The organism is Treponema sp. UBA7570 (assembly GCA_002477955.1).
GTDB lineage: Bacteria > Spirochaetota > Spirochaetia > Treponematales > Treponemataceae > Treponema_D.
Map to the genome: position 1 here is coordinate 3,132 of DLLE01000015.1, position 14,617 is coordinate 17,748.

Consider the following 14,617-nt stretch of genomic DNA (forward strand, 5'->3'; position numbering starts at 1 on the left):
TTTTGTGAGCTACGATGGACTCGAACCATCGACAGCCGCCTTAAAAGGGCGGTGCTCTACCACCTGAGCTAGTAGCCCATTCACTCAATTGCTGAATGCCTAATTACTATATGATTTATGAAAAAAAGTGTCAATATCTAAAAACTGTTTTTTTTAATTTTTCAAAAACTAAATTTTGCTTTCTTAGAAAACTCTTACCCGAAATTAAGCAGATTTTAAAGATTGCATTTGTTTTTAGTTATAAAGTTTAATCATAAACAAAGCTGCATCGGCAACTTTTTGATTTTATTTTTTAGAGGTGGTTTTATGAAAAAATCCATTAAAATTATTTTGACAGCTGTTTTGCTTTCTGTCTTTGCAGGAACAAGTATTTTTGCAAAAAGTCCAAGGGCAGAAGAAAAAAACGATCAGCCAAGAGAACACTCTTTCAAGCACAGAAGAAACGATGTTCCGCCAAGACCGCACTTTAACCTGTTTGATGACGACAGCGTTTCTTTTATTGGAACTATAAAAAAAATAAGCTCTGACGCAAGCCTTATTACAATTACAAACACTGACGGAAAGGACGAGACATTTGCATTGACTCCGTTTACAAAAATCTGCATTCCGCCAGAAAGAGCTTTGAATCAGCAGGCTGAAAATCCTGATGAAAAGCCAGAACTTCCTCCTCCGCCTTGCTCAACGGCTGCAGATTTACAGAAAGACGACTGGGTTATCGTAAAAACTGCGGCTACTGACACAAAGACTCCTGTTGCAGGAATAATTTTTGTTTCTAAAAAAACAGTCGAAAAAAAATAATATCCAACAAAAAGGCGCGTAAGTTTTTTTTAGCTTATCCGGCGCGTTTACGCCGGATGCGCCGGGCTTTAGTTGGTGTTTAAGAGAGGATTGATAAAAATCAATCCTCTCTTAAACGGCAATGAGGGCTACCGAACCCAGAGCAGCCGGTCGCGGCAAATAAAATGCCGTCCTAAAAATTTTAATAAAATAAAACAGCCTTTAAATAATTGAAAATCTCTGCAATAATAAACATAAGGTTTTTGAAATGGCTGAAATAAATAGTGAAAACAGTGAAATTTTCGGGCGCAAGATTTTTTTTATCTGCGCAACATTCACCCTTAACACAAATATTATTTTGCGGTTGATGGAACAAGAATATGAAATTTACAAGATCGATGAGCCGCGCCAGTTAAAAAATCTTTTAGAATTAAATCCTCAGTCAATTGTTTATTTTAATGTCGATACTCACTTTTCTTCTCAGGTTTGGTTCAATTTTATTTCGAGTTTTGAACACAATCCAAAATTTGAAAAATGCGATTTTGGTGTTTTTTCTACAAAAGGAACCGGAAAATTTCTATATGGAAACGCATTAAAACTTTCGGCTGGAGCTTTTACCATCGATAAAAATTTTGGCGAAATTATGGGGCTGCTTTTGCAGAAACTTGAACTTTTAAAAGCAAAAGGCATGAGAAAATTTGTGCGTTTAATATGCGCCGACAATAAATCCGCCGAAGCTTATTTTATAAGCGGAAATATGATGTTCAAAATGAATTTTATCGACATTTCGTCTATCGGCGTTGGGCTGATTGTTCCTATGAAATATGCCGGATTTATAAAAATAAATTCTGTAATTCAAGGACTTACCCTTGTTCTCGGAAACAAGCAGCTTAAAGTGAATGCAAAAGTTCATACAATAAAAGCTGTTTCTTCTGGAATTTTAGCCGCCCTTATTTTTACTCCCGATACTCCTGGAAATTTCAGAAACTACGTGCGGACCTATATTTGCGAAGAGCTCCAGAAAAAAATGGCTGCAAGCCTCATAAAACTGCAGCTGGACAACACGGACTACACGATTGAAGTTCCGGCTGCCGTTGACGGCGATAAAGAGCAAAAAAAAGTTGAAAAAACTGCTGAAGAAAATAATGAAAGAAGTCCCGCAGAAGAAGAGTCCGAGGAAAATAAAAATCAAGAACCTAAAACTCTCAAAAAAACTGAATAAAAGCTTACAAAAATTCAAAAAAATGAATAAAACAAATAAGAAGCGGTCAAATTTTATATCGTTTTCTGACAATTTTTCAAAACTAGGAATTTTCTTCCAAAACTGCAAGAGTGTCGCTTTCTCCGGAAATTTCTGATTTTGAGAGCGGACGCAAAATCTTTACTTTTATTAGAGAGCCTGGCTCAGGAAGTTTTTCGTTCGTTCCGAACACAAGTTTACAGTGAAGAAAATTGCCAGTTACCGCGTGGACTACGATTCTATCTGCAAAAATTTTCGGTCTGTGGACAGTTTCGCAAACAGCCTCAAGCACCTGCCCTTCAAAAGAATCTATATACTCTGATTTTGATTTTTTGTTAAAAGCTTCCAGAGCCTCAATTCTTTTTCCTGCGACTGAATTAGGAACCATAGGGCGCATATAAAACGCCTCTGTGTTTGGGCGGGCGCTAAATGGAAAAGCGTGGACAAAAGAAAAGCCGCAATCACCGAGCATTTTTAGAGTGAGCTCAAAATCTTCATCGGTTTCGCCAGGAAAACCTGCAATAATATCGCAAGCAAGGAACGGATTTTTTTTCGCTTTTTTTAAGAGGCTGCAGGCTTTGTAAACGGCTTCGATTTTGTAAGGACGCTTCATTTTTGCCAAAACAGAATCGCTTCCGCTCTGCACAGAAAGATGAAAATGGGGGCAAACTCTTCTGTCGCTGATTATTTGCGCAAGCTCTTCATCGACGATTTCCGGGTAAAGGCTGGAAATTCTAAAGCGGATTGACTTTGTATTCTGCAAAAAAAGCCTCAAAAGACCTGCGAAATTTACAAAACCGTCTTTGTAATGTCCGCGATACTGAGAAATGTTTACAGTTGTAATAACAACTTCGTTCTGACCTTTTTCTTCAAGCTTTTGAACGCGTCTGATTGCTTCTTCGGCGTCTAAACTCACGGATTTTCCGCGGGCAAGGCGGATTGCGCAATAAGTGCAGGCGCAGTTGCATCCGTCCTGAATTTTTAAGGAAGCTCGTGAATGATGCGCAAAGCCGTCAGGAACAAGGCGGAACGGTTCTTGAATTTGATTATTTCCGGCTGTTTTATAAATCGCTTCAAAACTTTTTTGAATAAAAGCGGCAAGCTCTTCACCATAAAGCTCTGGATTTTGCTTTAAAACTTCTGGAACGTCGGCAAGATGTCCTTTATACTGCCCGCCCAAGACACAGATTTTTTTTCCGATTGCAAGAATTTCGTCGCGGCTGTTCTGCGCATAGCAGCCAGTAACAAGAACTGCACTTTTCGGGCATTTTGAAAGAAGAAGGCGGATTATTCTCCGCGCTTTTTGCTCGGCCTTTGCCGTAACAGTGCAAGTATTTACAACGCAGAGTTTTACGGACAAATTTTCGGCAGTCGCGGCAGAAAAAGGCGACATTGAAATTTCAAAACCCGCATTTTTAAATGCGCTAGCCGCACCTTCGCTTTCGACTTGATTGAGCTTGCAGCCGAGCGTTTCAAAGTGAATTATTTCTGACATTTTTAGCGGAGTTTTGCAACAACCCGTTCACGGCCGCGGATTGCATCGGAATTAGAACCGTTGAGCTCGATCGCTTTGCTGTATGCTTCGAGCGCACCGTTGTAGTTTCCGGTCATTTCGCGCGCATAACCGCATCTAGTCCACCAATAATCAACTAAAGGTTCTGTATGAACAGCCGTTGAAAAAGAAATATCTGCATGCTGATATTTTGCCTGACGGATATAAATTTCGCCCATGTAATAATAGGCATTGCCAATGCGGCTTCCGTTTGAAGGAACATTTGCCAGATAATACTGAAAAAGTTCGAGCGCGGCAGTATTTTTTCCAAGATAGAATTTTGCCTCCGCCTGAATTTCAATCAAGCGCACATCAGTTGAATTGATTTTCCGGGCTTCTGCAGAACGCTGCTCTGCCTCTGCATACTGTCTGCTGCGGACAAGGCTCCAGCAAAGAACGCAATATGAATCAATATTCTGCGGATCTTCCGCGATTTCCTGTTCGCAAATTTTTATTGCTTCTGCATATTTCCCGTTGCGGTAAAGAACAAGAGCATCTGCCCTCTGCTGCGCAAACGACTGAATCGAAAAAAGAGAAATGATTATTAAAACTAAAAATGATTTTTTCATTATTTTATCCTTGCATTGTGCATTTGCCGGAAAAATGAGAACCAGGTTCAAGAACAACCTGCTTTGCAGAAATATCCCCGTTTACAGAGCCTGTCGAAGAAACAAAAATCAAATCCTGACCGTTGATATTGCCTTCAACCTTTCCGCGAACAAGCACACGGCTTGCCGAAATTCCCGCATTTACAACTGCATTCGAATCAATCACTAGATCGCTTGTCGCCTCGATTGAACCGTTTACATTGCCACGAATCATAAAAGGCTTTGTGAATTTTATTTTTCCGCTAAAAGTAATATCGGAAGCAAGAATTGTATCAAAATCTTCTTCTTCAAGATCGAAAAAGTCTGTGTCTTTTACATCAAACATTCCATCATTTTACAAATATAAAAGATTTTTTTCAAGGAAACAGAAAAAATGTGTAAACAATAAGCGCAAATCTATGCCAAAGTTGTTTTATTGTCGATTTTTAACTATAATTGAATTATGAATTTTCTGCGCTCCTGCGTTTCAGTTTTTTTTCTCGTTTTTAGTTTTTCTTTTTTTTCATGCAACTCAACTTCAAGCATAAGCCAAAACAAACCGGATTTTCCAAAAATAGAAGAACCTCAGAATTCTTCAATTACAATGCTCTTTGCAGGCGACATTATGGCGCACGAAATCAATTTTAAGGCGCAGAAATTTGAAAGAATTTGGCAGGATGTAAAGCCTCTCGTAAAAAGCTGCGATCTAGCCTTTGCAAACATAGAAGCTCCGGTAAACAGCAAGCACGAATGGAGCACTTATCCGCAGTTCAACATGCATCCGGAATACGTCCAGGCGGCAATTGATTCTGGATTCAATGTTTTTTCGCTTGCAAACAATCACACAAACGACTGGTATCTTGACGGAATAAATGCAACCCGAAACTATTTTGAAAAAAAGACTGATGTTTTTGCCTGCGGAATAAAATCAAATCCCTCACAAAAGCTCACATTCCAAATTATAGAAAAAAACGGCTGGAAAATTCTTTTTGCGGCCGTTACAGAAATTTTAAACCGGCCAGATTATGCTTCGTGGATTGACTATTTTCCTCCAAAAAAACATTCCCAGCTCATTGAAGAACTAAAGGAAATCCAGTCCCAAAACGAACACGACATTTTTGTTTTGAGCGTCCACACTGACGAAGAGGAATACAAAAAAAACGTAACAGAAAGCCATAAAAAATTTTTCCGCCAGCTGATTGAAGAATGTAAAATTGATGTAATTTGGGCAAATCATCCTCACGTTTACAAAACTTTTGAAACAGTAACAATTTCTGACGGCAAAACAGAAAAAAACGCGCAAAGCGATTCGCCTTCAACAAAAACAAGAAAAGCATTTATAATGTACGCAAACGGAAACACAATTTCTGGACAGAGGTCTTCGCCTTCGCTTACAAAAACCGCAAATGCGCGCGATGACACAGGCGACGGACTTTTTATAAAAATGACTTTTGAAAAAACTTCTTCGCAAGTCAGCATAAAGCAGATCGAACCGCACTTTATAACATCTTACATTCAGCCGGACGGACAGATTGTGCTTCGTCTTGCTGATGACGATTTTATTCACTGTCTGAAGCGCTCAGGACTTTTTTACTGGGCAAAATATATTGAATCAAGAAAAAAAATTTACGAAAACACAAAAGGAAATTCATTATGGCAATAAATTATAAAAAGCTGCCTGTTTACGAACAAAAACAGCTTATTTTAGACCAGCTTGCAAAAAATCAGGTAATTGTAGTTCAGTCCACAACTGGCTCAGGAAAAACAACACAAATTCCTGTAATTCTTCACGAAGCAGGCTATTCTCAAAACGGAGTAATTGCTGTAACACAGCCACGAAGAATTGCCGCCCTTTCGGTAAGCGAATTCATTGCAAAACAGTTAAACACGACTTATCCGGGACTTGTCGGCTACAAAATGCGGTTTGAAGATAAAACTGATTCTTCAACAAAAATCAAGATAATGACAGATGGAATTTTGCTGCAGGAAATGAAACTTGATCCGTGGATGAGCAAATATTCGGTAATCATGATTGACGAAGCCCACGAACGCTCGCTGAACATTGACTTTTGTCTTGGACTTTTAAAGCGAATTCTTGCTGTCAGACCGGATTTTAAGGTTATTATTTCTTCGGCAACAATGAATGCGCAGGCTTTTTCAAAATATTTTAACGGCTGCCCGATTGTGACAATTGAAACCCAGGTTTTTCCGGTTACGATGGTTTACGATCCGCCGGCAATAAAACCGACAACTTCCACAGAATCAGGCGCTCAGGCAATTTTAAGCAAAATTGAATCGACAATCGGGCGCGTTCTGGACAACCATGAGCCTGGCGACATTTTGATTTTTCTTCCCGGCGAAAAAATCATAAAAGACTGCGTGCAAAAACTTTACAACTCAAGTTTCCGCTCAAAAATCCACATTGTGCCGCTTTACGGAAGGCTTCCTAAAGAAGAGCAGGAAAAAGTTTTTGACTCCGCCCCATTCGGAAAAAAGAAAGTTGTAATTTCAACAAATATCGCCGAAACTTCTGTAACGATAAATGGAATAACAACGGTTATAGACTCGGGCTTGGCAAAATTGAATTTTTATAACCCGAAAACCTATACATCATCTCTAATCGAAACTCCGGTAAGCAAGGCAAGCTGCAACCAAAGACGCGGACGCGCAGGACGAACCTGTTCCGGAACATGCTACCGGCTTTACAAGCGCACAGATTTTGAAAGCAGGAGCGAATACACGACAGAAGAAATTTTCCGCACTGACTTGAGCGAAGTTCTTTTGAGAATGAGCGAGCTTGGAATTACGGATTTTGAAAATTTTGACTTTATTTCAAAGCCCGAAAAAGAAAATATTCTCGGCGCGCTCGAAACACTCAACATGCTCAAAGCACTCAATCCAGACAGGACTCTTTCTTCAATCGGAAAACTCATGGTTGAATTTCCACTGGAACCGCGTGTAAGCAGAATTTTAGTGGAAAGTATAATGAATTATCCTGACGTGCTTGATGAAAGCGTAATTGCAGCTGCATTCTTAAGCACCCAGTCGCCTTTTGTTCTTCCTCCTGGAGAAGAAATGGACGCACGGGCAGCGCATCACGCTTTCCGCGACATTCAGGGAGACTTTGTTTCTTACGTAAAACTTTTTAGACGCTACCAGTCAATGGAAAACAAAACCCGCTTTTGCCAGAACAACTACCTCGACGAAAAAGTGATGAAAGAAATTTCAAGCATTAGAACCCAGCTCGAAGAAGAAATCAGCGCTCTTGGAATTCCTGTAACTGGCGGAGGCTCGATGGATAACTACCTTTGCTGTATTTCGGCAGGAATGATTCAGTTTGTTTGCGTGCGCGATGGAAAAGAAAACTACCGTTCATTGACGACCGACCACATTTCAATCCATCCTGGTTCCGGAATGTTCCGCACTTCCCCACTTTTTATTGTTGCCGGAGAAATTGTAAGAACAAGCCGGATGTTTGCAATGAGCGTAAGTCCTCTTACAAAAGCGCTTCTTGCGAAAATCGATCCGTCTCTCGAAAAAAAACTGATGTCAGTCCGTGGAGCAAAAGGAAAATCGCTCACCGGAAACCTTGAATACACAGGTTCAACATTCAGAGAGCAAAAAGGAAAACCTGGACGCGATGACAGTTATTTTGGCGGAAAACTGGACAAAAACGAAAAGAAAAAGCGCGATGAAAATTCAATTGGAATCGGAGGAGAACTTTTCGCACTTGAAAAAGTCAAAGGCAAAAAACAGGCAGTTCTTCCTTACGAAAAATTCAAAGAAGCTCTTCTTTCAGAAAATGACAAAAATAAACTTGCGGCACTTGCAAATCTTCGCGGAAAACTCGTTCTAAAAGGCGGCTTTGCGCTTACAGGCGAAAAATTTGAACTGATTGCAAAACTTGTCAAAAATTTGAATTTAACTCCTGTAGATGCAAAATCCTGGCCGAAAAATTTCAACATCACTTTAAATGACGAAAAAGACGGCGAGCTTTTGATTCAAAATTTAAAATACGTTCTGAACCTTACAATGGCAAAATCGCGGACAAAAGAATTCGGTTTTATAACTCTCTTTAGCGACAGCCGTGGAACATACTGGTTTAAAGTAAGCCGAGGATTTGTCACTGCGCTAAATGAAAGTCTTGCAGCATTGGAAAATCTTGTTGACGATGCGGGACAAATTTTAAGTGCAGTTCTAAAAGAAAAAGTGAACATGCTTTACAGAATGTTGAACAGTCTGTACGAGTAACGCTTTTTAGCAAAACTTATTGCTCTTATTTGGCATTTGCGTTTGGATTGCTCTTTTTTTCAAGTTTTCCTTTCTGCTCTTCGGCAATTTTTTCAGCTTCTTTGACAGTGCTGTCCGAAGAACCCAAGATTTTCTTTGCTTTTTCGGCATTTGCGTTTTTCTTGAGCGGATTTTTTGCGGATTCGAGAATAATCTGCCTTACAACGGGCAAAACATCTGGATAACGGCCTTTTGAATAAATATCAAGCCCGGTTCCCTGAGTGGCAGTGTCCTTTGAATCAAGATAATCCTTGCAGATAGAAGAAAATTCGTTCCGCTTATATTTTGCAAATTCTTTTCCGAGCGCGTATCGGAGAGGTTTTCTTCTGTCGTCTTTTAGAGTTTCGCGGGCAAGCGCAATAATCTCGTCAGTGCCGGCATTGTTGTATTCAAGAAGAGCAGCGGCAACACGGCTTTTTGGAGTATCTGCAACTTTTTTGTCCGTAATGAGCTTGACAAGATAGTCATTCCCTTCTTTTGTGTTTAGGCTGGCAATTGCAGGATAGCACTTTTTTTTGACAGAATCTTCTTTGTCTTTTTCAAGCCGGTAGACAAGATAAGGAACGGCTTCTTTATAATCATTTTTTTTGCAGGCTTCGATAGCCTCGATCCGAACCGTAACATGAGAGTCGCGTATTGCTTCGATAACAGTTTTTTTCGCCTCGTCATTTTCCTTAAAATTGGAAAGTCCCTTTACAACTGAACAGCGAAGTTTTGGGTCTGTATCTTCGTAAAGCTTTACAAGAATTTTGACAGCCTCTTTTTTTTTCATTGAACCGATCGCTTCTGCCGAATACATTCTTATAAAAGTATTTTCGTCTTCGTCCTGAGCCATTTCTACAAGCTTATCGTAAGTTTCTACGGCCTTGATTTTTCCAAGAACTTTTACAAGCTGCTGCCGCTGAGCAAGCGATAAATCTTCGCGTTCCAAATATTCTGACAAAAAAACAGCCTCTTTTGAGCCGCCGATTTCGCCAAGAGTCGTAAGCGCGTCCGTAAAATAGTTTTCATCTTCGCTTTCTACGAGTTTAAGAACAGCCGGAAGAGCTTCTTTTGTTTTTACCGACTGAATATACTTAAAAACCGCATCTACAGTCGATTTTTTTTGCTCATAAGGATCGTCAAGAATTTCGAGCGCAAAATTTTCAAGGCAAGGGTCTTTGAGCTTTGTAAAATACTCGAGAATTTTTTCGCGGACAGCAATATTTTTTGTAACGTAAAATAAATCGTAAACTTCATCGACAAAGCGGACATCTTCATTTTTAACAAAATCATTCAGAAGCTCGATAATATCATCTTCCATTCCAAATTTTAAAGTGTCGGCGTTTTCTTTTCTTGTGTCCGGAAATTCCTCGTCAAGTTCCGCAATTTTTTCCGCATTCTGCTTTTGAGGCCGTTTTTTTGGAATTTTTACGGAAACCTCTTCCGCTTCTTCATCATCAACGTCAGAATTTTCTTCGGAAGGATTATCGTTTTCTTGATTTTCGGCTTCTGCTACAACTTCGATATTTTCTTTATTTTCGGTTTGTGGAGAATTTTCGGTTTCTGTCTGAGTTTCCGAATTTGCCGACGTTTCAGCTTCCGGCGGATTCTGCGACTGAACTGTTTTTTCAGAAGCAGAAACAACTTCCGCGGTTTGTCCGAAAAACTGCAATTTTAGAAAACAAAATGCCGTCAAAACCAAAATATTTTTTTTCATAAAAACTTCCGCAAAATTTATTTTATATTTCCAGCGTGATACCGTTTTAAAAAGTCCGTTCTATATTTTTCAAAGCGGTTTTCTTCAATCGCAAGGCGAATTTCTTTCATCATATTATGCAAAAAATACAAGTTGTGGTAACTTGCCAGCATGCTGCTCAAAATTTCCTGTTCCTTAAAAAGATGACGAAGATAACTTCTTGAATAATTGCGGCAGACTTTACAATTGCATTCGCTGTCAACAGGTCCAAAATCGTGAATAAAACGCTCCTGTTTAATCGAAAGTTTTCCGTCATGAGTAAAATATGAACCGTTGCGCGCATTTCTCGTAGGCAAAACGCAGTCAAACATATCAATTCCGCTGTGAACGGCATCCAAAATGTAGTCCGGAGTTCCAATTCCCATAACGTATTTTGCTTTTTCCTTTGGAAGATGACTGACCGTAAAATCCAGCATAGAAGCAAAAACTTCCGCAGGCTCGCCTACACTCAAACCGCCGATTGCAATTGCCGGCATTTCCATCGAAGTTACAAATTCTGCAGAACGGATTCTTAAATCTTCAAAAAAGTTTCCCTGAACGATTGGCAGAAGAATTCCTTTATAACCTTCGTCCTGTTTTTTTAACCATTCAGATTTTGCGCGCTTTAACCAGTTTTCTGTTATTTCGAGCGAATGAAGGGCTTCTTTTTTATCAATTCCCCAGCCAGAACAAACGTCAAGCTGCATCTGAATATCCGAATTGAACTGAGCCTGAACGTCCACAATTTTTTCTGGAGTAAAAAGATGCCGGCTTCCGTCAATATTTGAAGCAAACATTGCTCCTTCTTCCGTTATTTTGCGCAGTTTTGAAAGGCTCCATACCTGAAAACCACCAGAATCTGTAAGAAAATTTTTTTTCCAGCCGGAAAATCCATGCAGACCGCCAGCTTCCTCGATCACATCGCTTCCAGGCCTTAAATAAAGATGATAAGTATTTGCGAGAATAATTTCAAAGCCGATTTCGTCCAAATCATCTTTTGTAAGAGCCTTTACAGTCGCGTTTGTTCCAACAGGCATAAAAACCGGAGTCTGAACGTCGCCGTGCGGCAGGTGCAATGTTCCGGTACGTGCTTTTCCGTCAGAAGACTCGTGTTTAATGTCAAAAATATCCATCATCATTTTATCCTTAAGAAATCATTTTTCTACGTTCTCGCATATTTTAGAAGAACCAGACTTACAACGACAAACAGAAAAACCGGCAGCCAGGCTCCAAGGAACGGAGAAAGAACTCCAAATTTTGCCATAAGCATTGTAACCATCTGAAAAACGTAGTAGATTACCGCCGCAGAAATGCAGCTGGCAAGGCTTATTAGCATTACATTTTTTCTTGTTTTTCCGCTCAAACCAATCGACAAAAATACTACAATAAAAAGAATGAATGGAAAAGCATATTTTTTGTAATAGACGCTCAAAGGCTCGTTATAAGGAAGCCCCACTCTTTTTAAGTGGGCAATGTATTCTTTTGACTCGCGGGTATCTACGGTTTCGACAGAAGTTGTGTTGTTTCTAAAAGTTTCAGGAATTTCAGTTAGCAGCGCAAGAGTAGCGGAATCAACCTCCGAAGAAACCAAATTTCCGTCAGAAAATGTGTATTTTGTAGAACCGTTGAGTTTCCAATGATCGTCCATCCAAAGCGCGGAATCGGCGCGGACAACGCAGTTTAAAGATTTATCTTCGTTTCTGATTACAATATAAAGCGCATAAAGGCGCATTGCCGAGTTGTCATAAAAATCCGCCTTATAAACGACATTTCCCTGATCGGACATGACGACGATTTTGTCATTATTAAGGCTTTTTTCGCGGTTTAAGACAATTTCCTGAAGTTCAACCTTTTTTGCAAACGTTGGAACAACAACTTTATCCTCAAAATAAAAAAGTCCAAAACTTAAGATAAATGCAAAAACCAAAAGCGGAGCTGTAAATTTTATGAGCGGAACTCCGGAGGCAAAAACCGCAACAAGTTCATTATTCGCATAAAAATCCGACAAAGTATAAGAAACTGCAAAAAGAATCGAAAGCGGCGCCGAATACCAAAGAGACTTAGGAAAATACAAAAGCATTATCTGAAAAACAGTCTTTGCCGGAACACCATTTGAAATAAAATTCCAAAGATTCATAAAAAGATCTACGAGAACTAAAACAAAGGCAAAAAAACAAAGCGAACCGACAAAAAGAGGCACAAATTTTTTTAAAATATATTTTACAAGTGTCATTTTTAATTCCTGTTTTAATTCTATTTGCCAATCAATTTTATATAGAAGAATCCGCCTGCAATCGTTATTGCAAGATTTGGCGCCCACATTACTACAAAACCATTTAAACCGCCACGGTTGCCAAAAATCTGTCCCAAAATCATCATTGTCCAGTACAAAACGCAGATTACGATTCCGACTATAAGTCCGATTGTCTGGCCGTTGTGTTTGCCAAAAAGAAGCGCGAGCGGAAGCGCCAAAAAAGCAAAAAAAATCGAACCAAAGGGCAACGAAAATTTTTTATTGTATTCAAGCTTGTAGGAATTCAACTTTTTTTTAGAAAACTCTTCTGATTCTTCCATTTGCTTTATTTTTTTATGCAAGTCGTAAGACGTCATTTCGCGAGGACTTACCCTGTTTGAAGTTGCAGAAATTGATGATTCGAAAACATTTAAATTCATCTTTTGCGAGGAAAGCACATCAAAATTTCCACGTTTTTCTTTGTCAAAAAGAAGAACCGTTGCATTGTTCATTTCCAGCGTCATAAGAACTCCGGAATCTTTTGCCTTTTTTACAACTGAATCGTCCGCAACAATTATGCGCTGCTGTCCGTCTGCTCCTGTATCAAAAAAAATCAAATCGCTTACTTGATCATTTACGACGTTTCCGATTACAAGAGTTTTGTCGACAGTTTTTTTTATTGAATTAGGTTCAAGCTCAACAGACGGATTTGAAGACAAAATCGAACGGTACAGCCGGTTGTACTTGATTGTTCCAAGCGGTAAAAGATAGTCGTTTACAAAAAATGAGCCAAGCGAAATTACCGCTCCAAGAATAATTACCGGCATTAAAATCGTTCTGTAGCTTTGACCGGAAGCACGGAAAATAAGAATTTCATTTTCAGAAACAAGCCTTCCAAGGCACATCAAAAAACCAACGAGAGTTGCAAAAGGCGCAGACTGTGCAATAATTGAAGGAAGAGCGTAAGCCATGAGTCGCATAACATCCCAAAGCGGCACTTTTTTTTCAAGAATTTTTTGAATTACGAGCAAAATCTGGTTTACAAAAAATATAAAAAAGAAGAACAGAAAGGCGACAAAAAAATACAAAAAAAGCTCTTTTAAAAGATAGCGATAAAAAACATGACGGTTTATGCCTGATTTTTCCTGCATTGCCTCGTCAAGAAAATTTGCCGTTTTATAGCAATGCAAAAAACGCATAAAAACTGCGGCGCGGTGAAAAATCGAATTTAAAAGATTAAATTTCGCCCAAAAAGGCTTGAATTTATTTTTATAAAACCAGCGGATTTTTCTGCTAAGCCTGCTTTTTGAAGCAATCCGCCAATAATAATAGCCAAGAGATTCAATATGCAGAACGCTTTTTTTTGCTTTTGAGCCGTTGAGTTTTGAGGAAATTTTACTTTTAAACTGAATCCAGCCTTTCCGAAAAAAATCCACGGTTCGGGTTATAAAGGCTTCGATTTTATCGAATTTCATTAAAGAATTTACTTTCCGGTGTGACCAAAGCCACCGCTTCCGCGTTCTGTTTCGTCCAAAAACTCAGCGGTTTCAAAAACGCCCTGAGTAACAGGAGCAACAATCATCTGTGCAATTCTGTCGCCGTCAGAAATTACAAAATCCTCGCTTCCAAGGTTGATTAAAATTACTTTTACTTCGCCACGATAATCGCTGTCAATAGTTCCTGGAGTATTAAGACAGGTAATTCCGTTTTTAGCGGCAAGTCCTGAACGAGGCCTGATTTGAACTTCAAAACCTTCTGGAATCGCCATTTTAATTCCAGTTGGAACCATAAACCGCTGCATAGGTTTGATTACAATTTTTGAGCCGTCAGGAATAAAAGCGCAGATGTCTGCTCCAGCAGAACCTGATGTCTGATAAGAAGGAAGTTTTACGCCTTTTTCGGCAAGAATTTTTATTTTGCAAGTGTTCATATTTTCTCCAATTTTAAAACTGATTTAGATTATACAGAAAAAACAGAGAATTATAAACCACCAGTCAAAAAATCCCAGCCCCGGCCGGAACGGCGCGATAGCGTTCCAAAAAAGAGAGGCGGTCAAAACCGCATTTCTTTTTTGGAATGCAGCGTAAGCGGAACCGTGGAGCGGCGGGTTAGAGCTTAAATTGCGCTCCAAATTTATAAAAAACTAAAAAGTTTCGAGGGTTTTCTTTAAAATCTCAAGACCTTCGTCGATTTCTGACTGCGAAATATTCAGCGGCGGAAC

General features: G+C 39.4%; 12 protein-coding genes and 1 tRNA gene. 4 read left to right on the forward strand and 9 right to left on the reverse strand.

The genetic code is table 11. The features are described 5' to 3' along the window. Positions 1 to 5: 5 nt before the first annotated feature. Positions 6 to 78: transfer RNA gene (locus B4N75_RS01445), tRNA-Lys, on the reverse strand. 228 nt (positions 79 to 306) lie between these two features. Here B4N75_RS01445 and B4N75_RS01450 point away from each other — a divergent pair. After that, positions 307 to 798, forward strand: coding sequence for a hypothetical protein (locus tag B4N75_RS01450; RefSeq protein ID WP_296020424.1), 492 nt, complete (start codon positions 307 to 309; stop codon positions 796 to 798). 247 nt (positions 799 to 1,045) lie between these two features. Beyond that, on the forward strand, positions 1,046 to 1,999 hold the full coding sequence (locus B4N75_RS01455) for a hypothetical protein (RefSeq protein WP_296668132.1): 954 nt from the start codon (positions 1,046 to 1,048) through the stop codon (positions 1,997 to 1,999). A gap of 82 nt (positions 2,000 to 2,081) precedes the next feature. On the opposite strand, the gene mtaB is transcribed toward B4N75_RS01455, so the two are convergent. From mtaB to B4N75_RS01470, 3 genes are read right to left on the reverse strand one after another with little or no spacing between them, the layout of a single operon-like run. Continuing rightward, positions 2,082 to 3,512 carry a tRNA (N(6)-L-threonylcarbamoyladenosine(37)-C(2))-methylthiotransferase MtaB gene (gene mtaB, locus B4N75_RS01460; protein WP_296706408.1) on the reverse strand — a complete coding sequence of 477 codons (1,431 nt, stop codon included), beginning with the start codon at positions 3,510 to 3,512 and terminating at the stop codon, positions 2,082 to 2,084. Between the two features lie 2 nt (positions 3,513 to 3,514). Continuing rightward, on the reverse strand, positions 3,515 to 4,138 hold the full coding sequence (locus B4N75_RS01465) for a tetratricopeptide repeat protein (protein WP_296668137.1): 624 nt from the start codon (positions 4,136 to 4,138) through the stop codon (positions 3,515 to 3,517). A gap of 4 nt (positions 4,139 to 4,142) precedes the next feature. Further along, positions 4,143 to 4,502 (reverse strand): bactofilin family protein, encoded by a 360-nt coding sequence (locus B4N75_RS01470; protein WP_078931132.1) that lies wholly within the window; start codon positions 4,500 to 4,502, stop codon positions 4,143 to 4,145. A gap of 117 nt (positions 4,503 to 4,619) precedes the next feature. Between B4N75_RS01470 and B4N75_RS01475 the strand changes: the two genes are divergently transcribed. Continuing rightward, positions 4,620 to 5,819 (forward strand): CapA family protein, encoded by a 1,200-nt coding sequence (locus B4N75_RS01475; protein WP_296668139.1) that lies wholly within the window; start codon positions 4,620 to 4,622, stop codon positions 5,817 to 5,819. Further along, on the forward strand, positions 5,810 to 8,407 hold the full coding sequence (locus tag B4N75_RS01480) for a helicase-related protein (protein ID WP_296706410.1): 2,598 nt from the start codon (positions 5,810 to 5,812) through the stop codon (positions 8,405 to 8,407). Before B4N75_RS01475 ends, B4N75_RS01480 begins: the two co-directional genes overlap by 10 nt. 25 nt (positions 8,408 to 8,432) lie before the next feature. Here B4N75_RS01480 and B4N75_RS01485 read toward each other — a convergent pair whose 3' ends face one another. From B4N75_RS01485 to dut, 5 genes are read right to left on the reverse strand one after another with little or no spacing between them, the layout of a single operon-like run. Continuing rightward, positions 8,433 to 10,145: a HEAT repeat domain-containing protein gene (locus B4N75_RS01485; protein WP_296706412.1), complete on the reverse strand. Its 1,713-nt coding sequence runs from the start codon at positions 10,143 to 10,145 to the stop codon at positions 8,433 to 8,435. Between the two features lie 17 nt (positions 10,146 to 10,162). Next, positions 10,163 to 11,299 (reverse strand): tRNA guanosine(34) transglycosylase Tgt, encoded by a 1,137-nt coding sequence (gene tgt, locus B4N75_RS01490; RefSeq protein WP_414717806.1) that lies wholly within the window; start codon positions 11,297 to 11,299, stop codon positions 10,163 to 10,165. 26 nt (positions 11,300 to 11,325) lie between these two features. Then, positions 11,326 to 12,396, reverse strand: a complete 1,071-nt coding sequence (locus B4N75_RS01495; protein WP_296668145.1) for an LptF/LptG family permease — start codon at positions 12,394 to 12,396, stop codon at positions 11,326 to 11,328. Between the two features lie 20 nt (positions 12,397 to 12,416). Continuing rightward, complete coding sequence (locus tag B4N75_RS01500; RefSeq protein WP_296668147.1) at positions 12,417 to 13,871, reverse strand: LptF/LptG family permease; 1,455 nt, start codon at positions 13,869 to 13,871, stop codon at positions 12,417 to 12,419. An 8-nt stretch (positions 13,872 to 13,879) separates the two neighbouring features. Further along, complete coding sequence (dut, locus tag B4N75_RS01505) at positions 13,880 to 14,326, reverse strand: dUTP diphosphatase (protein WP_296668149.1); 447 nt, start codon at positions 14,324 to 14,326, stop codon at positions 13,880 to 13,882. Positions 14,327 to 14,617 lie beyond the last annotated feature (291 nt).